The 21,805-nt window shown below is 45.6% G+C and carries 27 protein-coding genes and 1 riboswitch; of the genes, 14 read left to right on the forward strand and 13 right to left on the reverse strand.

The features are described from left to right. Positions 1-77: 77 nt before the first annotated feature. Positions 78-1,280, reverse strand: coding sequence for a methionine adenosyltransferase (gene metK / locus MHI30_RS16225; RefSeq protein WP_003184586.1), 1,203 nt, complete (start codon positions 1,278-1,280; stop codon positions 78-80). A gap of 390 nt (positions 1,281-1,670) precedes the next feature. Continuing rightward, a riboswitch (SAM riboswitch) is annotated at positions 1,671-1,808 on the reverse strand. 194 nt (positions 1,809-2,002) lie between these two features. Here metK and pckA point away from each other — a divergent pair. From pckA to MHI30_RS16240, 3 genes are all read left to right on the forward strand, one after another. Further along, complete coding sequence (gene pckA, locus MHI30_RS16230) at positions 2,003-3,586, forward strand: phosphoenolpyruvate carboxykinase (ATP) (protein WP_075751870.1); 1,584 nt, start codon at positions 2,003-2,005, stop codon at positions 3,584-3,586. Then, entirely contained in the window at positions 3,579-3,713 is a 135-nt protein-coding gene (locus tag MHI30_RS16235) for a hypothetical protein (RefSeq protein WP_256700606.1), read from the forward strand. Before pckA ends, MHI30_RS16235 begins: the two co-directional genes overlap by 8 nt. Before the next feature lie 123 nt (positions 3,714-3,836). Then, the gene (locus MHI30_RS16240; RefSeq protein ID WP_075751869.1) at positions 3,837-5,021 is read left to right on the forward strand and encodes a dicarboxylate/amino acid:cation symporter; all 1,185 of its coding nucleotides are present in this window, start codon (positions 3,837-3,839) and stop codon (positions 5,019-5,021) included. A 41-nt stretch (positions 5,022-5,062) separates the two neighbouring features. On the opposite strand, the gene MHI30_RS16245 is transcribed toward MHI30_RS16240, so the two are convergent. Both MHI30_RS16245 and MHI30_RS16250 read right to left on the reverse strand, forming a co-directional pair. Beyond that, positions 5,063-5,305 (reverse strand): DUF2584 domain-containing protein, encoded by a 243-nt coding sequence (locus MHI30_RS16245; protein WP_009329422.1) that lies wholly within the window; start codon positions 5,303-5,305, stop codon positions 5,063-5,065. Further along, positions 5,306-6,130, reverse strand: a complete 825-nt coding sequence (locus tag MHI30_RS16250) for a prolyl oligopeptidase family serine peptidase (protein WP_065643611.1) — start codon at positions 6,128-6,130, stop codon at positions 5,306-5,308. 145 nt (positions 6,131-6,275) lie between these two features. On the opposite strand from MHI30_RS16250, the gene MHI30_RS16255 reads away from it, so the two are divergent. Genes MHI30_RS16255 through MHI30_RS16265 form a run of 3 tightly spaced genes read left to right on the forward strand, consistent with a single transcriptional unit; the run spans position 6,276 to position 8,820 of the window. Beyond that, positions 6,276-7,232 carry an ABC transporter substrate-binding protein gene (locus MHI30_RS16255; RefSeq protein ID WP_237562606.1) on the forward strand — a complete coding sequence of 319 codons (957 nt, stop codon included), beginning with the start codon at positions 6,276-6,278 and terminating at the stop codon, positions 7,230-7,232. Between the two features lie 12 nt (positions 7,233-7,244). Next, positions 7,245-8,009, forward strand: coding sequence for an ABC transporter ATP-binding protein (locus tag MHI30_RS16260; RefSeq protein ID WP_075751867.1), 765 nt, complete (start codon positions 7,245-7,247; stop codon positions 8,007-8,009). Beyond that, positions 7,996-8,820, forward strand: coding sequence for an ABC transporter permease (locus tag MHI30_RS16265; RefSeq protein WP_075751866.1), 825 nt, complete (start codon positions 7,996-7,998; stop codon positions 8,818-8,820). Before MHI30_RS16260 ends, MHI30_RS16265 begins: the two co-directional genes overlap by 14 nt. A 30-nt stretch (positions 8,821-8,850) precedes the next feature. Here MHI30_RS16265 and ytkD read toward each other — a convergent pair whose 3' ends face one another. From ytkD to MHI30_RS16285, 4 genes are all read right to left on the reverse strand, one after another. Then, positions 8,851-9,327 carry an RNA deprotection pyrophosphohydrolase gene (gene ytkD, locus MHI30_RS16270; RefSeq protein WP_020452677.1) on the reverse strand — a complete coding sequence of 159 codons (477 nt, stop codon included), beginning with the start codon at positions 9,325-9,327 and terminating at the stop codon, positions 8,851-8,853. A gap of 179 nt (positions 9,328-9,506) precedes the next feature. Then, positions 9,507-9,830, reverse strand: a complete 324-nt coding sequence (locus MHI30_RS16275; protein WP_075751865.1) for a hydrolase — start codon at positions 9,828-9,830, stop codon at positions 9,507-9,509. Between the two features lie 47 nt (positions 9,831-9,877). Beyond that, positions 9,878-10,282 (reverse strand): phage holin family protein, encoded by a 405-nt coding sequence (locus MHI30_RS16280; protein ID WP_020452679.1) that lies wholly within the window; start codon positions 10,280-10,282, stop codon positions 9,878-9,880. A 150-nt stretch (positions 10,283-10,432) separates the two neighbouring features. Next, positions 10,433-10,870: a Dps family protein gene (locus tag MHI30_RS16285; RefSeq protein WP_003184609.1), complete on the reverse strand. Its 438-nt coding sequence runs from the start codon at positions 10,868-10,870 to the stop codon at positions 10,433-10,435. Between the two features lie 133 nt (positions 10,871-11,003). On the opposite strand from MHI30_RS16285, the gene ytzI reads away from it, so the two are divergent. Continuing rightward, entirely contained in the window at positions 11,004-11,147 is a 144-nt protein-coding gene (gene ytzI, locus MHI30_RS16290; protein WP_020452680.1) for a YtzI protein, read from the forward strand. On the opposite strand, the gene MHI30_RS16295 is transcribed toward ytzI, so the two are convergent. Both MHI30_RS16295 and MHI30_RS16300 read right to left on the reverse strand, forming a co-directional pair. Beyond that, positions 11,141-11,584, reverse strand: a complete 444-nt coding sequence (locus tag MHI30_RS16295; protein WP_075751864.1) for a FixH family protein — start codon at positions 11,582-11,584, stop codon at positions 11,141-11,143. The two genes, ytzI and MHI30_RS16295, sit on opposite strands and share 7 nt — an antisense overlap. Positions 11,585-11,715: 131 nt before the next feature. Next, the gene (locus MHI30_RS16300) at positions 11,716-12,189 is read right to left on the reverse strand and encodes an S-ribosylhomocysteine lyase (RefSeq protein ID WP_020452682.1); all 474 of its coding nucleotides are present in this window, start codon (positions 12,187-12,189) and stop codon (positions 11,716-11,718) included. A 137-nt stretch (positions 12,190-12,326) separates the two neighbouring features. Here MHI30_RS16300 and yidD point away from each other — a divergent pair, with 137 nt between their 5' ends. Beyond that, the gene (gene yidD, locus MHI30_RS16305) at positions 12,327-12,554 is read left to right on the forward strand and encodes a membrane protein insertion efficiency factor YidD (protein WP_075751863.1); all 228 of its coding nucleotides are present in this window, start codon (positions 12,327-12,329) and stop codon (positions 12,552-12,554) included. On the opposite strand, the gene MHI30_RS16310 is transcribed toward yidD, so the two are convergent. Beyond that, positions 12,551-13,120, reverse strand: a complete 570-nt coding sequence (locus MHI30_RS16310; protein ID WP_075751862.1) for a carbonic anhydrase — start codon at positions 13,118-13,120, stop codon at positions 12,551-12,553. The genes yidD and MHI30_RS16310 overlap by 4 nt on opposite strands. 126 nt (positions 13,121-13,246) lie before the next feature. Between MHI30_RS16310 and MHI30_RS16315 the strand changes: the two genes are divergently transcribed. Both MHI30_RS16315 and MHI30_RS16320 read left to right on the forward strand, forming a co-directional pair. After that, positions 13,247-14,428, forward strand: a complete 1,182-nt coding sequence (locus MHI30_RS16315) for a GTP-binding protein (RefSeq protein WP_075751861.1) — start codon at positions 13,247-13,249, stop codon at positions 14,426-14,428. Positions 14,429-14,526: 98 nt separating this feature from the next. Continuing rightward, the gene (locus MHI30_RS16320; protein WP_075751860.1) at positions 14,527-15,519 is read left to right on the forward strand and encodes a zinc ABC transporter substrate-binding protein; all 993 of its coding nucleotides are present in this window, start codon (positions 14,527-14,529) and stop codon (positions 15,517-15,519) included. 287 nt (positions 15,520-15,806) lie between these two features. Here MHI30_RS16320 and MHI30_RS16325 read toward each other — a convergent pair whose 3' ends face one another. Beyond that, entirely contained in the window at positions 15,807-16,052 is a 246-nt protein-coding gene (locus MHI30_RS16325; protein WP_003184624.1) for a type B 50S ribosomal protein L31, read from the reverse strand. A gap of 192 nt (positions 16,053-16,244) precedes the next feature. Between MHI30_RS16325 and MHI30_RS16330 the strand changes: the two genes are divergently transcribed. The 4 genes from MHI30_RS16330 to MHI30_RS16345 are packed head-to-tail and all read left to right on the forward strand — an operon-like array spanning position 16,245 to position 19,138. Further along, positions 16,245-17,570 (forward strand): cytochrome ubiquinol oxidase subunit I, encoded by a 1,326-nt coding sequence (locus MHI30_RS16330; protein ID WP_023855818.1) that lies wholly within the window; start codon positions 16,245-16,247, stop codon positions 17,568-17,570. Between the two features lie 37 nt (positions 17,571-17,607). After that, the gene (locus MHI30_RS16335; RefSeq protein ID WP_178388306.1) at positions 17,608-18,651 is read left to right on the forward strand and encodes a cytochrome d ubiquinol oxidase subunit II; all 1,044 of its coding nucleotides are present in this window, start codon (positions 17,608-17,610) and stop codon (positions 18,649-18,651) included. Positions 18,652-18,695: 44 nt separating this feature from the next. After that, positions 18,696-18,857, forward strand: coding sequence for a DUF1540 domain-containing protein (locus tag MHI30_RS16340; protein ID WP_020452689.1), 162 nt, complete (start codon positions 18,696-18,698; stop codon positions 18,855-18,857). A 26-nt stretch (positions 18,858-18,883) separates the two neighbouring features. Continuing rightward, a complete protein-coding gene (locus MHI30_RS16345; RefSeq protein ID WP_237562592.1) occupies positions 18,884-19,138 on the forward strand; it encodes a hypothetical protein in 255 nt (84 codons plus the stop codon). A 105-nt stretch (positions 19,139-19,243) separates the two neighbouring features. On the opposite strand, the gene menC is transcribed toward MHI30_RS16345, so the two are convergent. Together menC and MHI30_RS16355 are read right to left on the reverse strand one after the other, a co-directional pair. Then, positions 19,244-20,353, reverse strand: a complete 1,110-nt coding sequence (gene menC / locus MHI30_RS16350) for an o-succinylbenzoate synthase (RefSeq protein WP_075751859.1) — start codon at positions 20,351-20,353, stop codon at positions 19,244-19,246. A 12-nt stretch (positions 20,354-20,365) separates the two neighbouring features. Continuing rightward, entirely contained in the window at positions 20,366-21,802 is a 1,437-nt protein-coding gene (locus MHI30_RS16355; protein ID WP_075751858.1) for an o-succinylbenzoate--CoA ligase, read from the reverse strand. Positions 21,803-21,805: the final 3 nt, after the last annotated feature.

Consider the following 21,805-nt stretch of genomic DNA (forward strand, 5'->3'; position numbering starts at 1 on the left):
TAAAGAAAAACGTTTCACATCCGCCCGCTTTTTGCCATCGAAAAACAAAGCCGCTTATGAAAGCGGCTATGCGGTTGTTATTCTCCTAATGCATCTTTCTTCAACTGATCTGCTTTGTCTGTGCGCTCCCAAGGCAGATCGAGGTCGAGGCGGCCGAAATGTCCGTAAGCTGCCGTTTGTTTGTAAATCGGACGGCGAAGATCGAGCATTTTAATAATGCCGGCAGGTCTTAGATCAAAGTTTTTGCGAACCACTTCGATCAATGTTTCTTCACTGGCTTTGCCTGTACCGAATGTATCGATTGAAATGGATACCGGCTGTGCGACACCGATCGCGTAGGCAAGCTGCACTTCACAGGAATCAGCAAGGCCTGCGGCGACGATATTTTTCGCTACATATCTCGCAGCATAAGCTGCAGATCTATCAACCTTTGTCGCATCCTTACCGGAAAACGCTCCGCCGCCGTGACGGGCATATCCGCCATAGGTGTCAACGATGATTTTGCGTCCTGTTAAACCGGCATCTCCCTGCGGTCCACCGATAACAAAACGGCCTGTAGGATTAATGAAGTACTTCGTGTTTTCATCGATCAGCTCTTTTGGCACTACCGGGTTGATGACGTGCTCTTTCAGATTGCGCTGAATTTGTTCAAGCGAAATCTCAGGGTGATGCTGAGTCGAAATGACAATTGTATCGATGCGAATCGGCTTGTTATTCTCATCATACTCAACAGTTACCTGTGTCTTTCCGTCCGGACGCAGATACGGCAGAATTTCCTCTTTGCGGACTTCTGTCAAACGGCGAGACAATTTATGAGCAAGCGAAATCGGCAGAGGCATAAGTTCCTTTGTTTCGTTGCAGGCAAAACCGAACATTAAACCTTGGTCTCCGGCTCCGATCGCTTCAATTTCAGCGTCGCTCATTGCTCCTTCACGCGCTTCAAGCGCCTGGTCGACTCCCATTGCAATGTCTGGAGACTGTTCATCTATAGACGTTAAGACCGCGCAAGTTTCGGCATCAAAACCGTATTTTGCACGTGTGTAGCCAATTTCTTTAATCGTTTCGCGGACTGTTTTCGGAATATCGACGTAAGTGGACGTCGTGATTTCACCGCTTACCAGCACCAATCCGGTTGTCACAGATGTTTCACAGGCAACGCGGGCATTCGGATCTTTCTTTAAAATTTCGTCTAATATACTATCCGAAATCTGGTCGCAAATTTTGTCCGGATGTCCCTCCGTAACTGACTCTGATGTAAATAACCGACGGTTTTTGCTCATTTATGTTTCCTCCTGTATATGAAGATCAGCCGTGATCTTAAGTATGATACGGATCTCGTCCCTCTTGATTATATGACGATACTCGGGCTTCATACGCTCTCGTTTTGAAACAATTTCCATATGCTATTCTTGACGAGATTCTAAGTCAAAATTCCCCTTAACAGAATTTTTCCTGACTGGCTGCCCGGCTAGACCTTTCACGTCCTGTGAAAAACGCCCAGTACCTTCCTCCTGCTTGATACTCGGCTAAAACCTTTCACGTCCTGTGAAAAACGCCGAGTACCTTCCTCCTGAAGGCAGTTTTTTTAGCAATTTTTGTATCTCGATTTATGCAATAAAAAAACCTTTTCCTATTCGCTGAGGAAAGGGTCTGGTATTGCGTGCCTTTCACTCTTATCGCTCAAGGTATTGAACACCTTGCATCAGGTTAGCACCGTAGTTGTCTCAGAAACTGTTTTTTTCCATTAATAAGAGAAACCGGTTGCTGGGTTTCATTGGGCCTGTCCCTCCACCAGCTCGGGATAAGAGTATCCGCTCAATGAAATATCTTATCTTAAAATGGCTTGTTATGTCAATATCGGCCGAAATAAATTTAAACTTGTCTTTCGAGAAAAAACCCGAACGAAAAATGAAGAAACGGTATAGACTATAAGAGTAAATGTGTTATACTAATTCTACATTAATGTTATACACATTAAAAAACACGCAAAGGAAGGTTTTTTATGAATTCTGTAGATTTAACAACTGACTTACAAACGTTATTAACGGGCGAAAACGTTCAGCTGAACTTATCCGTTCCCCTTTTGGTTGAAAAAGTCCTTGAACGCAAAGAAGGAGTCTTAACATCTTCCGGAGCCGTGCGGGCTACAACCGGTACATACACCGGCCGCTCGCCAAAAGACAAATTCATTGTGGAAGAAGCGAGCACAAAGGACAAAATCGATTGGGGCGCAGTGAACCAGCCGATTTCAGAAGCCGCCTTTGACCGGCTGTACACAAAAGTGCTCAGCTATTTAAAGGAACGCGATGAATTGTATGTATTTGAAGGGTTTGCAGGAGCAGACGAAAAATACCGGCTTCCGATTACAGTTGTCAACGAGTTCGCCTGGCACAACCTGTTTGCAAGACAGTTGTTCATCAGACCTGAAGAACATGATAAAAAACCTGAAGAACAGCCGTTTACGATTCTTTCCGCTCCGCATTTCAAAGCCGATCCGCTCATTGACGGAACCAGATCTGAAACGTTTATCATCGTGTCGTTTGAGAAGCGTACGATTTTAATCGGAGGCACTGAATATGCCGGAGAGATGAAAAAATCGATTTTTTCTATTATGAATTATCTTCTTCCTGAACAAAACATTTTACCGATGCACTGTTCGGCAAACATTGGCGAGGAAGGCGGAACTGCTCTCTTCTTCGGATTGTCAGGCACAGGCAAAACGACGCTTTCCGCCGATCCGAAGCGGAAGCTGATCGGTGACGACGAACACGGCTGGTCCAGCACAGGCGTTTTCAACATTGAAGGAGGCTGCTACGCCAAGTGCATTAACTTAAGCAAAGAAAAAGAACCGCAGATTTACAATGCGATCCGCTTCGGTTCCGTTCTTGAAAATGTCGTGGTTGACGGTAAAACCGGGGAGCCGGACTATTCCGACGCATTCTATACGGAAAACACGAGAGCGGCTTACCCGATTGACGCGATTGACAACATCGTCAAGCCGAGCATCGCAGCACACCCGCAGACCATTGTATTTCTGACGGCAGATGCTTTCGGCGTGCTTCCTCCGATCAGCAAGTTAACGAAAGAACAAGCCATGTATCATTTCCTGAGCGGATATACAAGCAAGCTCGCCGGCACCGAACGCGGGATCACCGCTCCTGAAGCCACATTCTCGACCTGCTTCGGTTCCCCGTTCCTTCCGCTCCCTGCACATGTGTACGCTGAAATGCTCGGAAGAAAAATCGATGAGCACGGCGTCAGCGTCTTTCTCGTCAATACAGGCTGGACCGGCGGCGGATACGGAACAGGGGAAAGAATGAGCCTCGCTTATACGAGAGCGATGGTTCAGGCTGCGATAGAAGGAGAACTGGATAACGCCGAAATGAAGACTGACCGCATTTTCGGACTTCATTCACCGGTCCATGTTCCGGGTGTGCCTGACCAAGTGCTTGACCCGGCTAAAACTTGGACAAATGAAAACGAATACGAGGAAAAAGCGATCCACTTGGCGAATGCATTCAAAAAGAATTTCAAAAAATTCTCTAATACCGAAAACATCGAAAAAGCCGGAGGACCGCTTGTTTAACTCAGCCCGCTTGCAGCAGCGCAGGTATTCTGCGCTGCTGCAGTTTATTAAAAATCCCCTTCGCCCGTCAGCGACCGATGCCATTTTCTGGACAATGATCAAGATGACAATCAAGCACCGCCTGTGATGAAACGCTTCCAATTCTCGGCTGTTATTATTTGAAAATACAGACTTTTTTTATTTTTTACAAAAGAAATCTTTCATATGATAATATGATAAGAACATTTGTATATATCAGGAGGACACATCTATGAAATTTGGATTACTGCCGAGAATTATTACGGCAATTGTTCTTGGTGTTATCGTCGGAAGCTTTGCTCCGCTTTGGTTTGTCAAAACAGCCGCTACTTTCAATGATATTTTTGGAAACTTCATTAAATTCGTCATTCCTTTTATTATTATCGCTTTTATTATTCCCGGCATCGGACAAATCGGCCGCGGCGCCGGAAAAATCCTTGGCATTACAGCAGGTATCGCCTACACGTCAACCATTTTTGCCGGCCTCCTGGCGTACCTTGTCGGATCAAATCTTCTCCCCGCGATCATTACCGGCCATCAGCTGCAGGAATTTAAAAATCCGGAAGAAGTTTTGCAAGCAGGATTTTTCACAATTGAAATGACGCCGTTTATGAGCGTGATGAGCGCACTGATTTTTGCTTTCATCATGGGAATCGGAATCGCTTATCTGCCCGGAAAAACATTAAAAAACGCGTTCGATGAATTTCAAACGATCGTTGAAAAGCTGATATCATATATTATTATTCCGCTACTGCCTGTTCATATTTTCGGTATTTTCACCAATATGACGTTCGGCGGTCAGGTGCAGACGATTTTATCCGTATTTGCAAAAGTTTTCGTGATGATTATCGTCCTTCACCTCGTCATACTTTTGATTCAGTACTCCGTTGCGGGCGCCGCAAACGGCAGAAATCCGCTGTCGCTGTTGAAAATCGTGGCGCCGGCATACTTCACCGCGCTCGGCACACAATCGTCAGCGGCAACGATTCCCGTCACGTTGAGACAAGTCAGAAAAACGGGAGCAAGCCAAAAAGTGGCTGACTTCGCCGTTCCGCTCCTGGCCAATATTCATTTGTCAGGTAGCACGATTACACTGACGAGCTGTGCAATGGGCGTGATGATTCTAAACGGTCAAACGCCGACTTTTTCGATCATGATGCCGTTCATTTTAATGCTTGGCGTCACAATGGTCGCAGCCCCCGGTGCCCCGGGGGGTGCCGTCATGGCCGCGGCCGGAATGCTGCAGTCGATGCTCGGCTTTAATGAAACCAGCGTATCATTGATGATCGCACTTTACCTTGCTCAAGACAGCTTGGGTACAGCAACGAACGTGACAGGAGACGGCGCTCTCACCATGCTGATTCACAGGCTGACTTCCAAAAAAGGTATCGGAAAAGAGGAAGATGTGCCTGCATAATACAGAAAAGCCAAGGACGCTATCCGCGCCTTGGCTTTTTTTTAATTCGTCGAATTTAATGATACGAGCCTGTATGTTAAATGAGTCCGTCCGTCTGACCATTCAAGACGCTCCGCCTGCGCGGTGCCGGTAATGTCGCCCCGCTTAGTCTTTCTGACTTCAAGCGGCACATGAAGAGGGTAAACCCGATAACCTTCTTTCTCAAGTGTAAACACATTTTCCTCAACCCGTGTTTCTTTTCCTTTAGTCACAATCATCGTGTTAAATTCAACTGGCATTCCCACCTAAAGTCCCCCTCCTTTTCTCTTTTCCTTTAGTTTACCATAACTTGTCCAAGGCCGGCTTTTCATCCATTGAGACAATTCTCTTACAATCCGCCTGTTTTCCCGCGGAGGAAAATAGTGGGTATATCGACTGAAATACCACGTATCCACAGACTTGTTTCTTTGCAGGAGTTCGCGCTCTAGACGCCGCGCATGCTCGATGGAGACATTTTCATCGTTTGCTCCGTGGATCAAAAGCACGGGCGCTTCAATCTTCTCCAGCTCATCAAAAGGCGTCCTCCATTCGTACGCTTCAGGAACCTTTTCAGGCGTCCCGCCGATGACCCGCTTCATCATCCGCCGCAAATCTTTGCGTTCGCGATAGGTCATGACCATATCGCTGACACCGCCCCAAGACACAAACGAAGCGGCCGCTTCTTTCATTTCGATTGCCGTTAAGATACCCATGATCCCGCCGCGGGAAAAGCCAAAAATGTGTACGCGTCCGTCTTTTACCAGTTCGTGCTTCTGAAGAAGACGAAAAGCGGCAAAAGCATCTTCCCGGTCATCACCCGCAAAGTCTTCATCGCCTTCTCCTCCTTGATTGCCTCTGTAAAACGGAGCAAGAACGACAAAGCCCTGTGAAGCGAACTGGACGATTCGGCCCGGTCTGACCATCCCGACGTTTTTAATTCCGCCGCGCAAATACAAAAATCCGTCATAATGTCCGGGAGCGGCCGGTTCCGCCAAGAGCCCCTTAACCTTGAGTCCTTGCGAAAGGTATGTGACGGAAAACAGACGCACCTTTTTGTTCGGCGATGGAAACCTTCTTTTTTCTAACCACATTCGTCACGTCACCTCTTTTTTAATCCGCAGCTGCCTCTCACACCTGTTTAGTATATAACATAAACTATTTTATGCCGAAAATAACCGAAATCAAAGGAGGGAAATCGGTTTGAAGCGTTTCTTTTTTACCATATTATCCTTCATTATGATGCTGTTTATCCTTGCTTCATGCGGCGGTCAAAAGCTCGAAAAGATCCGTCTGGCGGAAGTGACCCGTTCCGTTTTCTACACGCCTTTATATATCGCCTTGTCTGAAGGTTTGTTTAAAGAAGAAGGCCTTGATGTTGAGCTGAAAACGACCTGGGGCGGAGATAAAACGATGACTGCCCTTCTGTCAAACGGCGCCGATATTGCGCTTGTCGGCTCGGAAACGTCAATATACGTGAATGCCCAGGGCGCAAGCGATCCGGTGATTAATTTTGCACAGCTCACCCAGACGGACGGAACATTCCTCGTCGCCAGGAACGATTCGGGGCATTTCAGCTGGAATGATTTGAAAAACAAAACGTTCCTTGGCCAGCGCAAAGGCGGAATGCCGCAGATGGCGGGCGAATTTGTCCTGAAACAGAAAGGCATCAATCCCCAAAAGGATGTGGACCTGATCCAAACGATTGATTTCGCGAATATCGCAAACAGCTTTGCATCTGGTACAGGCGATTATGTTCAATTATTTGAACCCCAGGCCTCCATTTTTGAAAGAGAAGGCATCGGCCGCATTGTCGCCTCCTTCGGAAAAGAATCGGGCCGAATTCCATATACGACATTCATGGCTAAACAAAGCTACTTAACGAAAAACGAAGAAGCGGTCGAAAAGTTCACCCGCGCGGTTTATAAAGCGCAGCAGTGGGTGGAGACGCACTCTGCAAAAGAAGCTGCCGAAAGCATTCAAGATTATTTTAAAGATACCGAGCTTTCAATCATTGAATCTTCAATCGAACGGTATAAACAACAACGGTCTTTTGCCCTTGAGCCTGTTTTGGATGAAAAAGAATGGAACCAGCTTCAAACCATCATGGATGAGGCAGGCGAGCTGCCGAAGCGCACCCCGCATCAAGAGCTGGTCAATACAAAGATCGCCGAAAAGGTCACAAAAAATCACTAGGAGGTGGCCGCAGTGTCTTTTTTGCAAGTTCAGGATGTCACACATACTTACTTTTCATTAAAGGAAAAAACAGCAGCGCTGGAAAACGTCAGCATTGAAGTCGAAAAAGGCGAATTTGTTTCGTTTCTCGGCCCAAGCGGATGCGGCAAAACAACACTTTTATCGATCATCGCCGGCATCGTTTCCCCCACGGAAGGAAGCGTCCTGGTGGAAGGATGCACGCCTGACGAAGAGGATCGCCACATCGGTTATATGCTCCAGCAGGATTATTTATTTCCCTGGAAAACCATTGAAGAAAACGTCTTAATCGGTTTGCATATTTCCAAAAAATTCGGACCGGAAACAAAGGAAACCGCTCTCGGCCTGCTGAAAAAATTCGGGCTTTACGAGGTTGAAAAAAAGTATCCAAAAGAGCTCTCAGGCGGTATGAGACAAAGGGCGGCGCTTGCCCGCACACTCGCTGTCGATCCCGATATCCTCCTGCTTGATGAACCTTTTTCAGCCCTTGACTATCAGACAAAACTGAACCTCGAAGATTTGGTGTTCAACACGTTAAAGACGTATCAAAAAACAGCGGTGCTCGTGACCCATGATATCGGTGAAGCGATCGCGATGAGCGATCGGATATTGCTATTTTCAAAGCAGCCGGGCACCATCCATAAAACATTTGCCGTTCCTGAACCGATCAGGAAGCTGACACCGTTTGAAGCGAGGCAGGAACCGGAATTTCAGCCCCTCTTTCAGAACATATGGAAGGAGCTCAATGACCTTGAATAACAAACATCTGAAATCAAAAATTGACTTCCTTCATGAGGATTTTTTAAAGGAGCAGCAGGCCGAAAAAAGGCGGGTCCGCTTTTATCAAATCGCGATTTTCATCGTTTTCTTTTCACTGTGGGAAACCGCAAGCCGTCTGGCGTGGATCGATCCGCTGATCTTCAGCTCTCCTTCAGCCGTCTGGTCGCTTTTCCTCGAAAAGATGGGAGACGGATCATTGCCGGGGCATATCGGTGTCACCGTATTTGAAACCATCCTCGGCTTTCTGGCCGGAACATTGCTTGGAACTTTTCTGGCCGCCCTTCTATGGTGGTTCCCGAGGCTCTCCAAAATATTGGATCCGTATCTTGTCGTCTTAAATGCGATGCCGAAAGTGGCGCTTGGCCCTATTCTCATCGTGGCGATCGGCCCCAGCTTGACGAGTATTATTGCAATGGGCGCCATCATCAGCGTTATCATTACGACAATCGTCGTCTACACGTCCTTTCAAGAAATCGATGAAAACTATTTAAAAGTCATGAAGACGTTCGGTGCAACGAAACGCGAGATTTTCAAAGAAGTCATTCTGCCCGCTTCCATTCCGACAATCATATCTACACTGAAGGTCAACGTCGGCTTGAGCTGGGTCGGTGTCATCGTAGGAGAATTTTTAGTGTCGGCTCAAGGCCTCGGCTATATGATCATCTACGGCTTTCAAGTCTTTAATTTCAACCTCGTCATGCTGAGCCTCCTGATCATCGCCGTCTTCGCAACGATGATGTATCAGGGTGTCGAGCTATTGGAAAGAAAGTGGATGAAAGGCAGAGTATAACATGAAAAAACCCTGCAAATGCAGGGCTTTTTATTTGATGATGCCGGCCTTTTTCAGCTTTTCAAGACTGATCGTCAGGACGGAATCTTTCATTATAAAACTGTAATTTCTGTTTTTAGCGATATCTTTCGGGAGGCTCTTCAGCAAAACAGGGCCATTTGTCTCATAGTATGTCTGCTGTTTTTCGATCTTTTCGATATCGGCAAAATAAATATTTTTGACGATCACTTTCTCTCTGCCAAGAACTTTATATTGTCCGAGATAGGTCAGCTTTCTTACGACAGCGCCTGTTTCTTCCTTCACTTCCCGCAAAGCCGCTTCCTCAGCATTTTCGCTTGGTTCGACTTTGCCGCCTGGGAATTCACGGCCCCTGTCTTTATGATTTGTCAACAGCCATTGATCTTCGTAACGGCAGATCACCCACACATGCTTTGGTTCTTTTGAAAAAGGTTCCTTTTCAAAAGAAAGCTGAACCGTATTACGGTAAAAATCTTTAAATTCGTACATCCTAATCCCTCTTATCCGTTTCCTTGCTTCTTCCACTCATCATATCATATATTGGTTCTTTCGGTAGAGTTTTTGTCCAGTTCAGCTCAGTAATTTTATTGTTCCCTCAGAACTTCAGTGTCCATTTCTGAGTGAGAAGGCGGCAAGGCTGGGTAACTCCGTGCTTGATGGTGCTTCGTTTAATCTGCTGAATTGAGTTCGGCAAGTCCGTTTTCACTGATAAACAACTTGGTTTCTTCATTGCCCAGACGGTAAAGCATCGAGTAAATGTCTTTGCGCAGTTCGTCCATTTTGTCATTTGCACTGTCATAATGGTATTCGACTGCCGGCACGTGAGCTCTGAAAAAGTTAATCCAGTCTTCTGAATACAGCTGATCAAAATACTCCCTTAATATAATGATGTCATCATCTGTCGCTGAAATTTGAAATTCCCACGGGGAAGCGTCTGAGCTCTGTGAAATCATTCCATCTTGCACCGAAACATAGTATGTCCTTTTTTCCAAAGCCAATCATCCTTTTTCGTGTTAGTATGACCAGTTGTTTTAAAATGTTACGGCTTTCCCCGGAGTTTTTCCTTTATGGTATTTAAAATATCCAATAACATCTGCGGCACGGGGATTCCTAACGAATGAGCCGTGCTTATGATTTGAAACGCTTCATATAAAATATAAAACATGATAGAAAAATCGCGGATCGAACTGCCTGTTTGCAGCATCTGATCAAAAAGGTGGGCAACGGATATAAGAAAGAGCGTCACCAATTTTTTCGCCAGCCTTGTAAACAGCCTCTTCATTGTAAATCGATCTTCCACACATTCGTTCAAGCTTTTGCTGACAAATTCAATTCCCATGAGCGTTATTAAGATCATAAATAAATATTCGATTCGGCCAAACAAAAATCCGATGGCCGATAAACCGATTGTAAAGAGCGAAAAGATGCTTAAGTCCTTAAACATATGCTTCAACATCCTTTCAAAAAAGACTTTTCATAGCTTATCCTATGAAAAAAGACTTTGAAAGGCTTGGATGAATTGTTTGACAATTTCTAAAAAAGGCTTTAAAAAGAACGAAAATAAAAAAAAGCTCAGGCATTGCCCGAGCTTTTCTTACCCTAAGTAGGCTTTCAGCATCCAGTTGTGTTTTTCGATCGATTGATGAATCGCGAGCAGCATGTCTCCCGTCGTTTCATCATTGACTTCATCGGCAAGCTCCATTCCGCTTTTCAGCTCCTCAGCCACCGTTAAAAAGTCATTATAAATATTTTGCACCATTTGTTCAGCAGACTCGCTTCCGTCCGCTTCTTTAATCGCGGACATTTCAAGGCATTCCTTCATCGTTCCGACCGGGGAGCCCTGTATAGCCAAAAGGCGTTCAGCCAAATCATCGATATGCTCTGCCGCTTCTGTGTAAAGTTCCTCAAATTTTTCATGCAGCGTAAAGAAATCTTTCCCTTTCACATACCAATGATAATTATGTAGCTTCACATATAGAACGGTCCAGTTCGCGACTTGTTTGTTGACGGTTGCTTTCAATTTTTCAGACATAAGGTCGTCCTCCTTTTCGTTTACTTTTGATTTACCCGTTTAGCTTGTGCAGGAAACATTTCTTTTACTCTTTATCATGATTTTCTTTGCCTGATATGGTAAACTAATGGAAAAAGCTATTCGGAGGTAAGTGATGATCCTCTTTTGGATTATTGTAGGAATTCTGATTACCGGCGCCGTTCTGGCCGTATCGCTTGTTACAACATCAAAAGCTTATGACTACAAGCATGAAGTCGATCCCCTTCCGTCGCGGGAAGAAGAACAGCCTCATCAGTGATGGTGGGCTTCTTCTTTTTCATCTTCATCAGTCACATCCGTTGCCTTCCCTACCTTAATGTCTGCAACCGGCATTGTATGCTGTTTTTTCGCCGTGACATGGACTTGGACTTTGTAATGGCCATCTTCAGGAAACGCTTTTTCAATGCTGTATACGCCTTTTCCTTCATTCTTCGCTTTGATTAGCTCGCTATCTTCCTTACTCCCGGCCTTCCAGCATTCAAACTCCACCTCATCGGCATCTGCAACAGGCTCGTCCCCATAGCGCACGGTCGCTTTTATGACAGCCTTTTCATTTTTGGCCGCCGCTTCAGGAGCCGCCAGTTTGGCCGTCAGCACTTTGGGCTCCTCATCTGATGCCGCCTGCTTGTCCCCCTGGCTGCAGGCGGAAAGACCGACTGCTAAACATAAGAGAATAAACCATTTTCCCAAACGCATCCTATCACCCTTCTTCTATGATATGTATTACAATATAAAGTGTAGCAAAGTTCAGGGATATATGGCATTATTTTCTTTGTGAACAAAAAATGAAAACCGGCTCTCTTCTGAGCCGGTTTATTTCAAACGTTTTATCCAAACACTTTGAGCAGATCTTCTTTATTTTGCGAAAGCCAAAAACGCATCATGCGCTTTGCGCCCTCTAGATCGTGAAGCTTTGCCTGGCCGCACTGTTTTTCGTTAGCCGCCGGAATTTCAGTCACTTCAACGGCTTCTTTGAACGTATCCTCAAGCAAATCAACGATTTCTTCCACTTTCGGTTCACCGCTCACCACCAGGTAATAACCTGTTTGGCAGCCCATCGGCGAAATGTCGATAATATCAAAGTGGTCATATTTTTCCGCATACGTGCGGATCGTAAATGCAAGGAGATGCTCCAAAGTATGAATCGTATCAGGTTTCATCGCCTGTTTATTCGGCTGGCAAAAACGGATGTCAAACTTGTTGACGACGCCGTCCGATCCCACTTTATGGACGCCGCAGTGTCTGACGTAAGGCGCTTTTACTGCATTATGGTCAAGTTCAAAACTTTCAACTGAAGGCATGGTTCCTCTCTCCCCTCTAATCGGTCTTTTTGTATTATATCATACTTTACCGATAAGTTTTTAGGTCAATGCTTTTCCTTTTTATCAGTTTTTTGCTTATATTATAATAAGGTCAAAATAAAAAAGGTGCGAAAAACATGAAAACCTTATTCCTGCTGCTCATCCGCTTTTATCAAAAATGGATATCACCGGCTCTTCCGCCGACCTGCCGTTTTTATCCGACATGCTCCAATTACGGCCGTGAAGCGATCGAAAAGCACGGTGCATTTAAAGGCGGATGGCTCACCATTAAGCGGATTCTGAAATGCCATCCGTTCCATCCCGGCGGGATAGATCCCGTTCCGGAAAAAAAGCAAAAGGATTAGCGCTCTTCCGGATATCCGTTGACAATAAGATCCAGTCTGCCTGTTTCCGGATCGATGACAAGTCCGTGAACAGGTACTTCCTCCGGCATCAACGGATGGTTTCGAATCACGCTTACACTGTCCCTGACGCTGTCCTCTACAGAATCAAAGCTTTTCAGCCATTGTTCAAAATCGACGCCGGAGTACTCAAGTGTCTCAATCCGTTCTTTCGGAATGCCTCGCTTAACGACTTTATCCAAAAAGCTGTCGCAGCTCAGCTTGCTCATTCCGCAGTCATGGTGGCCGATCACGCATACTTCATCAGCGTTCAGTTCGTATACCGCAACGAGAATGCTCCGCATAATACTCCCGAAAGGATGAGCCACGAGTGCACCCGCGCTCTTAACGATCTTCACGTCCCCGTTCCGCATATTCATGGCATGAGGAAGCAGCTCGACAAGCCTTGTGTCCATGCAAGACAGAATCACCATTCTCTTATCGGGAAACTTGCTTGTTTGGTATTTTTGATAGTCCTGCCGCTCAACAAACTGGTGATTGAACTGTAGAATGCTTTCCAAAAGTTTCATGGCTCATTTCCTTTCTAAACGCTTTTTATATCTAAATATAACATATTTCTTGTATTTTTTTCATAAGTCAAGTAAGATTTCCTTTGTATAAATCGAAATAATTACGTTTTAAAGGAAGTGAAAAACATGACGCAAAACCTGATTCCTGTCACTGTTTTAAGCGGCTATCTCGGGTCCGGGAAAACGACGCTGCTGCAGCATGTCCTGCATGAAGCGCACGGCATGAAAATCGCCGTGATCGTCAATGACATGAGTGAAATAAATATCGACGGCTCCCTGGTGAAAAAAGGGGATCTTATCCGCACGGATGAAAAGCTTGTCGAAATGCAGAACGGCTGCATTTGCTGTACGCTGAGAGACGATTTGCTCATCGAAGTCCAAAAGCTGGCGGAGAACGGCGGAATCGATTATATTCTCATCGAATCTTCCGGTATCAGCGAGCCGATTCCCGTTGCCCAAACCTTTACTTACAAAGATGAGGATCTGGATATTGATTTAGGCAAATATTGCAGACTTGATACAATGGTCACCGTCGTCGACGGGAGCCGTTTTTTTGAGGACTTCGCTTCGGGCGAGAGCCTTTTGGAACGGAAACAGGCGGCAGATGAAACAGACAGCCGTGAAGTGGCCGATCTTTTAATTGAGCAAATCGAATTTGCCGATGTCCTCATTTTGAATAAAACTGATTTACTCAATAAAGAAGAGCAGGAAAAGCTTTTCTGGTCCCTGAGAAAACTGAATCCGGACTGCAGAATCATTTCCTCGACATTCGCAAAAGTGCCGCTCTCGGCTATCATGAATACGAAATCGTTCGATTTTGAAAAAGCAAGTCAGTCAGCGGGGTGGATCAAAGAACTGAATGAAGAGCACACACCTGAAACAGAGGAATTCGGAATTTCTTCCTTCGTCTATCAAAAACAAAGGCCTTTCCATCCTGAAAGACTGAAGCGCTGGCTTGAAAACTGGCCGCCTCATATTATCAGAGCAAAAGGCTTCTTCTGGCTTGCTTCTCGAAATGACACAGCAGGCCTTCTGTCCCAGGCAGGCTCTTCTCTGATGATCCAAAGCGCAGGCCCCTGGATTGCAGCGTCTCCCGAGGAAGAACAAAAGCTCGCGTTTGAAGAGGATCCCCATTTAAAAACGGACTGGGATGAAACATACGGAGACCGGAAAACGGAAATCGTTTTTATCGGCATTGACATGAATCAGGAAGACGTGATCCGCTCCCTGGATCAAACCCTTCTTACAGATAAAGAAATGAATTCAGACTGGTCGACCTTCCATGATTCACTGCCTGAGTATATTTAACTATCATTTCCTCTTTTCAAATCGTAATTATTACGATACAATGATACAGGACCATTAAATCGGAACCATTACAGTTTTACATTGAGAGGAGAAATACCATGAAAAAAACATTCGGATTAGCATCTGCATTCATTCTTGCTGCCGGATTAGCAGCCGGTTGTTCAAGCAACGGCACTTCCAGTGAACAAAAAGAAAATAAAGACACGCTGGATATCTATACAACCATTTATCCGCTTGAAGACTTCACCAAAAAGATCGGCGGAGAATATGTGAACGTCAAAAGTGTTTACCCGCCAAACGTTGAGGCGCACACTTACGAGCCAAGCTCAAAAACGATGGCGGAGATTTCCGACTCGGATGCCTTTATTTACTCTGGAGTCGGTGTGGAAGGATTCGCAGACAAAGCTGTAAACACATTAAAAAACAGCGACGTCAAAATCGTCAAAGCCGGAGAGGGCATTGACCTTCTGTCACGTGAAGAGGAAGGCGAACACGATGAGCATGCTCATGAAGAAGAACATGAACACGGAGAAGCCGAAGGCCACGATCATCACGACCACGGAGATCATGACCCGCACGTATGGCTCGATCCTGTCCTTTCTGCAAAAATGGCCGAAAACATTAAAGACGAACTCGTAAAATTAGAACCGGAACACGAAAAAACGTTTACGAAAAACTATGAATCTCTAAAAAAAGATTTGGAGCAGCTTGACAAAGACTTTAAACAGACCGTCGACAAAGCTGATAAAAAAGAAATTCTCGTCTCACATGCCGCCTACGGCTACTGGGAAAAACGCTACGGCATTAAACAAATAAGCGTTCTCGGCCTTTCGCCTACTGAAGAACCTTCACAAAAGCAGCTTGAAAACATTGTTAAAACAGCGAAAGAACATAAAATTAAATATGTCATTTTTGAAAACAATGTCAGCAGCAAAATCTCCGAGATCATCAAAAAAGAAATCGGAGCCGAAAGCCTGACGATGAAAAACCTTGAATCTGTAACAAAAGAAGACATTGAAAGCGGCAAAGATTATACCACCATCATGAAAGAAAACCTGGACGTCTTGAAAAAAGCTTTATCAAACAAATAACAAAGATCAAGCGCATGAGAGACCTCATGCGCTTGTTTTTTATATAGACGAAAAAAAGACCGGAAACATCCGGTCTTTTTCAGCGTGTCGCCAAACCCTCGCATTCGTTGTCAGGCCTGCGCGTCGGTGCTCACGAATTCCAACATTCGCTCCGCTCCAATGCTCGGCCTTCCTAGACTGCAAGGGTTTTCAATCACGCTGAAAGGATGACAAAATCCCAAAACTAAGAGCCGTTTTGGGATTTTGTCAACAATCTGAAAAGGCCGGAAACATCCGGTCTTTTTCATTTAATCCATATTAAATCTTTTCTTGAACTGTTCGACTCTTCCGCCTCTTTCATTGAATTTCTGTCTTCCGGTATAAAACGGATGGGTGTCTGAGCTTACCTCAACTTTTATAACGGGATATGTCTTGCCGTCTTCCCACTCGGCCGTTTCATCGGAAGTTTTAGTTGAGCGGCTTAAAAAACGGTACCCGCTGTTTACATCCTGAAAGATCACTTGATAAGTTTTCGGGTGAATATTTGGTTTCATGTGCCATTCCTCCTAACAAAACGTAATTATTACGTTTTATTATATACCTTTCATATGCTTGTGTCAAAAATGAATGTTCATTTGCCATGTTCTGAACACCTTATCCATTTTAACCGCTCACAGGAAGAATAATCTAAAAAAGGCGGTAAACAATAAAAAGCAAAATGGTGTAAATGAAAGGTGGTTTTCCGGATGAATGACTTGATTTTTGCAAGAAGCCTTTTCGGAACAACGATGGGGTTCCATATTATTTTCGCCTCGCTCGGTGTCGGAATTCCTTTAATGATTTTGCTGGCCGAGCTGATCTATCAAAGAACGAAAGATCCCCACTACGCCATTATGGCCAAAAGATGGACGAAGGCACAGGCCGTGTTGCTCGGGGTCGCCATACCGACCGGAACCATTGCCGGAACTCAGCTCGCCTTGCTTTGGCCGGGATTCATGGAAGTGATCGGAAAAGTCATGTCCCTCCCATTTCAAATTGAAATCTACGCTTTTTTTATTGAGGCTTTATTTATGTCCATTTATGTTTACGCAGCCGATCGGCTGACTCCCCTTATGAGAATTACAGCTGTCATTTTTATCGTTATCGGAGCAGCCGCATCAGCCATCTTAATTACAAATGTGCACGCTTTCCAGGGAACGCCTGAAGGCTTCAAAATCGTGAACGGCGAAATTACAGATGTTCAGCCGTGGACGGCGTTCTTCAACAAAAGCTTTGTGGCCACAGCAGGACACGTTGTCGTCTCCGCTTTTATGACGGGCGCGTTTATTATTGCGACGATAGCCGCCTACAAAATGCTTCGAAACCGCGGTGATGAAAAAGTCTACGCCCTTCATAGAAAAGCGCTGCTGCTCGGGCTGATTGTCGGAGGAGCGTTTTCTCTTGTCACGGCTCTGAGCGGACACGAATCCGCACAGCTTCTTCATCGCTACCAGCCTGAAAAACTGGCGGGCGCAGAAGGGCTGTTTGAAACTCAGTCCCACGCCCCACTTGCGATCGGCGGATTTACTGATGAAAAGACGCAATCGGTTAAATGGGCGATTGAGATTCCTTGGGCTTTAAGCTTTTTGGCCGACAACCGCTTTGACACCGTCGTAAAAGGACTGAATGACTTTCCAAGGGATGAGTGGCCTCCTCTGTTCATTCATACTTTGTTTAACGGCATGGTTTTTATCGGCAGCCTTTTGATTGTTTATGCTGCTGTCGGTTTTATTTGGAGAAAAGTCATGAAAAAAGACCGCTTTCCCCGCTGGATGCTGGCCGTGTTTATAACCGGCGGCCCGCTCGCTTTGCTCGCAATCGAATTGGGCTGGGTGTTCGCTTGCACCGGAAGGCAGCCTTGGGTCATTTACCATATGCAGAAAACGTCTGAAGTAGTGACATCCTCCGGCTCGATCGGTATATTGTTTCTTTTGTTCTTTATCGTCTACATCATTTTAGGAGCAGCGGTGGTGTTCGTATTGCAATATTACTTTAAACGCCACCCTGTCGAAGAAGATTTAAAAAGCAGCTGAATGTACAAAAAAACAGAAGGGAAGTCATATGATGCAACTGGATGGAACAACAGATGCCCTGCTGGCTATTTCGATCGTCTGGGGATTTATATTTATCTACGCCGTGATGGCGTCAATGGATTTTGGAGCGGGATTTTGGTCGATGATCTATATGAACAAAAAACAGCTGAAAGCAACCAATATTGCAAACCGCTACCTTTCTCCGACTTGGGAAGTGACCAATGTTTTCATCGTCGGAATCGTCGTGGCCCTTTTCAGCTTTTTCCCGGGCGGCACTTTTGTGCTGGGAACAGTGCTTTTGCTTCCCGGCAGCATTATTTTATTGCTTTTGGCGATTCGAAGCGGATTTTTGGTCTTTTCGCACGCTGCAAAAGATTATGAAAGGGCTTTGACTTACGTTTCAGGGATCAGTGGCTTTATCATTCCGGCTGTTTTAATCCTCGTCTTGCCCGTGACACACGGCAACTTCGTATATCAGGTAGACGGAAGCCACCAATTGGATTTTGTTAATTTGTTTTTAAGCCCTCATGCCTATTCTTTTATGGGCTTTGCCATTTTCAGCACGCTGTTTCTGTCTTCATTGCTGCTGGCTGATTTTTCAAATGTAGCCGGAGAAAAAGACGCGTATCAGGTCTACCGCCGAAACGCTTTAATCACCGGCCCGCTCGCTTTGCTTATGTCATTCAGCATCATGATGACCATGAGGACGGAAGCCCGCTGGCTTTATACGAAAATGATGGACGGGCTTCCGTGGCTGATTTTATCGTTTTTGCTGTTTCTCGTCGCATTTGCGGCTCTGTTTCTGCCAAACAGACATAACAGCGACCGGCAGGGAAAGCCTCGCCTGGCTGTCATCGCCATTACGCTGCAGTATTTTACGGCGAGCTATGTGTACGGGAGGGCGCACCTTCCTTACATGGTCTATCCTGATGTCACGATTCAATCAGGCTTCACCGCACCAGAGACATTCAGGGCGCTGTTCATCTCCTACATTGTCGGTTTTATTATTTTATTCCCCGGCTTTTATTATTTCTGGAAATTGTTCATGAAGGACAAGCGGTACATCAAACAGCATGAATAAGGTTAAGCTAAATGTGTACAACTTTTAAAGGGGGCCAAAATGATATGGAACAAAAAATACTGTGTGAAGTCAGCAACTGCACTTATTGGGGACAGGGAAACAAGTGCACAGCCGACGCCATTTATGTCGTCAGTCATGCTGAAGGTGAAAAAGCTTCTAATAGTGAAGAAACGGATTGTAAAACATTTAAACCTGAACATCATTAAAGCGGATGAATGAAGGAGGGACAGTCATGAATAAAGAGTCGCTGCTACAGGCTTTTTATCAGGAAATCCACGGGGCGGACGAAACCGCATTTCAAAAAGCCGCCTGCTCCTTCATGAACTTATGGGATTATGAATACGGCTGTCTGGACGGGCTGCCTGATCAAGCGGACCGGCTGATCGGACAGATCGTAGATCGTACACGAAGATTTGCTTTTGGGCGATTAAAGGAAAGGGCTGCTATTAAGGCGGCTCTTTTCATATTTTTAAAAAAACCGGCTTGAAAGCCGGTCCAAACGAGAAGGGAATAATGTACAGCTTTAATATACATGAGAGGCCTTCCATTTAACAAAGCTTGAAAATCTGGAAATCAGCGTTGAAAACAGCCTTTACTGTTTGAAAACGTCTATTTTAGATGAATTCTTTCTTAAAACATGCGTATCCACTTCAAAGCCCATTCCCGGTCGGCTTGGAACCTGAATATAGCCGCCTTCGATGCGGATTTCCGGTTTTACGATATCCTCTTCCCAATACCTTGAGGATGAAGAAAGATCCCCGGGAATCAAAAACTGCGGAAGAGAACTCAGCGCAAGATTGTGTGCTCTTGAAATACCGGTTTCAAACATGCCGCCGCACCAGACAGGCATTTGATGTTCTTTGCAGATGTCGTGGATTTTCAGAGCTTCTGTCAAACCGCCGACTCGGGACGGCTTAATATTGATAATTTTGCAGCTGCCGAGCTCGATTGCCTTTCGCGCATCGTCGGCAGAACGGATGCTTTCGTCAAGGCAAATTGATGTTTTGATATGTTTTTGCAGATGACGGTGGTCAACGATATCATCATCCGCCAGAGGCTGTTCGATCATCATTAATTTAAATGCGTCAAGCTCTTTAATCCGGCTGATGTCTTTTAATTCATAAGAAGAGTTGGCATCCGCCATCAGCGGCACCTTCGGAAAATGCCGGCGTATTTCCTTTAAAAGCTCTATATCCTGCCCCGGCTGAATTTTGATTTTTATTCTTTGATAACCTTCTTTTACATATTGTTCAATTTCCTGAAGCATATCATCCAATGGGGCAAGACCGACGACGACACCGGCAGGAACTTCTGTTTTTACTCCGCCCAGCGCCTCTCTTAAAGAGATCCCTTTTTTCCTGGCGTAAATGTCCCAAAAGGCGGCTTCAAGGCCGGCCTTTGCCATTCTGTTGCCTTTGAATCCGCGAAGCGTCTCAGGCACTTCTGAAGGGTGTGTGAATGATTCGCGCAGCACAGCCGGAATCAAAAAATCTTTTAGCATGTGGTAACATGTCTCCGTTGTTTCTTCTGTGTACCACGGAGATGAAAAAGCGGATACTTCCCCCCAGCCTGTCACCCCTTCCTGGTCAGCAGCTTCAATGATGATAAACTTGCGATCCTGAAAGGTTTCCAAGCTTGATTTAAAAGGCTTTTTCAGCCGCATGCTGAGATGGTACAATGTCAGCTGTTTGATTTGAATCATGGCGCTCTCCTTCTACAATTGATGTCTCATCAGTTTATTCGAAGCATTTCTCGGCAGCTTGCCGACAAAATGAAAGGCTTTAGGCACTTTATATGAAGCAAGCCGTTCTTTGCAAAATTCGCTCAGCTCCTCTTCATCAACAGGGCTGTCGGCGACAAGATAGGCGTGAGGAACCTTTCCCCACGTTTTGTCATCGACCCCTTTCACCCCCGCTTCCGCAACTTTGGGGTGTGACAGAAGAACGGCCTCGACTTCAGCCGGATAGATGTTTTCTCCCCCTGATATGATTAAGTCTGAACGCCTGTCCAGCACGTATAAAAATCCGTCATCGTCAAGATACCCGATATCACCGGTTTTAAACCAGCCGTCATTGAATGAAGCTTTGTCTGCCGCCTCATTTTTTAAGTAGCCCTTCATAACGGTCGGCCCTTTTACGGTTATTTCTCCATGTTCTCCGGGTTGGCATTCCGTGCCATCCTTTTCGATTTTGATGCTTGATGCAAACAGCGGCTTGCCGGCTGAACCGAGCTTTTCAATCGAGTATTCTGGGGCGAGGGTGGCAATCTGTGAGCACGTTTCAGTCATCCCGTATGACTGTACGACAGGCAGCCTCTTTCTTTTGCATTCCTCAAGGAGAGAAAGCGGGGCCGGCCCTCCGCCCAGTAACAGGCACCTTAATGATTCGGGGCAGCTGTCGACTTTTGCCGCAAGCCTTGACAGCATCGTCTGAACGACCGATGCAATCGTGACTTGATTGTCTTTGATCGAACGGAGAACTTCTTCTGCGTCAAACCTTTGATGTAAAACAACTGTCATTCCGTAAATGACCGATTTAAAAAGAGCCGATAAGCCGCTGATGTGGAAAAGCGGCAAGGCGATCAGCCAGCGGTCGTGTTCTTGGAGCCCCAAATTCAAAGCGGATGAAACCGCGCTGAAATAATGGTTGGCAAATGTCTGCATAACCCCTTTCGGCCGTCCTGTCGTTCCGGACGTATACATAATTGTGGCCGCATCGTCCAAATGAATGCTCTCGATTTCCGTAACCGGAGGGCTGGCGGCGTTTTGAACGTCTTCAATGTCAACAGCACGGACCGGCTTGCCCTCTCTATGCTCTTCCAGGAAAGGCTGTTCTGTAAGCAATAGCTTTGCTTCCGAATGTTCAATTTGATATGTTCGTTCGGCCATTGACAGTTTCGTATTCAGCAAAACGATGCGAACGCCGAGAATAAAGCAGGCATGGACGGCGATAACCATCTCCAGCCGGTTTGTGAGAAGTACAGCTGCTGTATCTCCTTTCCTCAGACCAAAGCTCTTCAACTGCCCGGCCGTTTTTTTTGCTTCATGAAATAATTGAATAAAAGTCAGCTTGTGATCCCCCTGAATCACAGCCATCCTGTCAGGAGTCAGCTCTGCTCGCTGTTTAAGCCAATTCGGATGGTCCATCAGCATATC

Origin of the sequence: Bacillus sp. FSL L8-0528 (assembly GCF_038593085.1) — a bacterium.
Classification (GTDB): domain Bacteria; phylum Bacillota; class Bacilli; order Bacillales; family Bacillaceae; genus Bacillus; species Bacillus paralicheniformis.

Excerpts from the sequence above, each read along its gene's own strand:
- MHI30_RS16340 (WP_020452689.1), top strand. The coding sequence starts at position 18,696 with ATGGAACAAAAAATACTGTGTGAAGTCAGCAACTGCACTTATTGGGGA.
- ytkD (WP_020452677.1), bottom strand. The coding sequence starts at position 9,327 with ATGTACGAATTTAAAGATTTTTACCGTAATACGGTTCAGCTTTCTTTT.
- MHI30_RS16330 (WP_023855818.1), top strand. The coding sequence starts at position 16,245 with ATGAATGACTTGATTTTTGCAAGAAGCCTTTTCGGAACAACGATGGGG.
- MHI30_RS16250 (WP_065643611.1), bottom strand. The coding sequence starts at position 6,130 with ATGTGGTTAGAAAAAAGAAGGTTTCCATCGCCGAACAAAAAGGTGCGT.
- MHI30_RS16325 (WP_003184624.1), bottom strand. The coding sequence starts at position 16,052 with ATGAAACCAAATATTCACCCGAAAACTTATCAAGTGATCTTTCAGGAT.
- MHI30_RS16285 (WP_003184609.1), bottom strand. The coding sequence starts at position 10,870 with ATGTCTGAAAAATTGAAAGCAACCGTCAACAAACAAGTCGCGAACTGG.
- MHI30_RS16300 (WP_020452682.1), bottom strand. The coding sequence starts at position 12,189 with ATGCCTTCAGTTGAAAGTTTTGAACTTGACCATAATGCAGTAAAAGCG.
- pckA (WP_075751870.1), top strand. The coding sequence starts at position 2,003 with ATGAATTCTGTAGATTTAACAACTGACTTACAAACGTTATTAACGGGC.
- MHI30_RS16265 (WP_075751866.1), top strand. The coding sequence starts at position 7,996 with ATGACCTTGAATAACAAACATCTGAAATCAAAAATTGACTTCCTTCAT.
- MHI30_RS16280 (WP_020452679.1), bottom strand. The coding sequence starts at position 10,282 with ATGTTTAAGGACTTAAGCATCTTTTCGCTCTTTACAATCGGTTTATCG.
- MHI30_RS16320 (WP_075751860.1), top strand. The coding sequence starts at position 14,527 with ATGAAAAAAACATTCGGATTAGCATCTGCATTCATTCTTGCTGCCGGA.
- MHI30_RS16345 (WP_237562592.1), top strand. The coding sequence starts at position 18,884 with ATGAATAAAGAGTCGCTGCTACAGGCTTTTTATCAGGAAATCCACGGG.
- menC (WP_075751859.1), bottom strand. The coding sequence starts at position 20,353 with ATGATTCAAATCAAACAGCTGACATTGTACCATCTCAGCATGCGGCTG.
- MHI30_RS16315 (WP_075751861.1), top strand. The coding sequence starts at position 13,247 with ATGACGCAAAACCTGATTCCTGTCACTGTTTTAAGCGGCTATCTCGGG.
- MHI30_RS16310 (WP_075751862.1), bottom strand. The coding sequence starts at position 13,120 with ATGAAACTTTTGGAAAGCATTCTACAGTTCAATCACCAGTTTGTTGAG.
- MHI30_RS16255 (WP_237562606.1), top strand. The coding sequence starts at position 6,276 with ATGATGCTGTTTATCCTTGCTTCATGCGGCGGTCAAAAGCTCGAAAAG.
- MHI30_RS16295 (WP_075751864.1), bottom strand. The coding sequence starts at position 11,584 with ATGCGTTTGGGAAAATGGTTTATTCTCTTATGTTTAGCAGTCGGTCTT.
- yidD (WP_075751863.1), top strand. The coding sequence starts at position 12,327 with ATGAAAACCTTATTCCTGCTGCTCATCCGCTTTTATCAAAAATGGATA.
- ytzI (WP_020452680.1), top strand. The coding sequence starts at position 11,004 with ATGATCCTCTTTTGGATTATTGTAGGAATTCTGATTACCGGCGCCGTT.
- MHI30_RS16240 (WP_075751869.1), top strand. The coding sequence starts at position 3,837 with ATGAAATTTGGATTACTGCCGAGAATTATTACGGCAATTGTTCTTGGT.
- metK (WP_003184586.1), bottom strand. The coding sequence starts at position 1,280 with ATGAGCAAAAACCGTCGGTTATTTACATCAGAGTCAGTTACGGAGGGA.
- MHI30_RS16355 (WP_075751858.1), bottom strand. The coding sequence starts at position 21,802 with ATGCTGATGGACCATCCGAATTGGCTTAAACAGCGAGCAGAGCTGACT.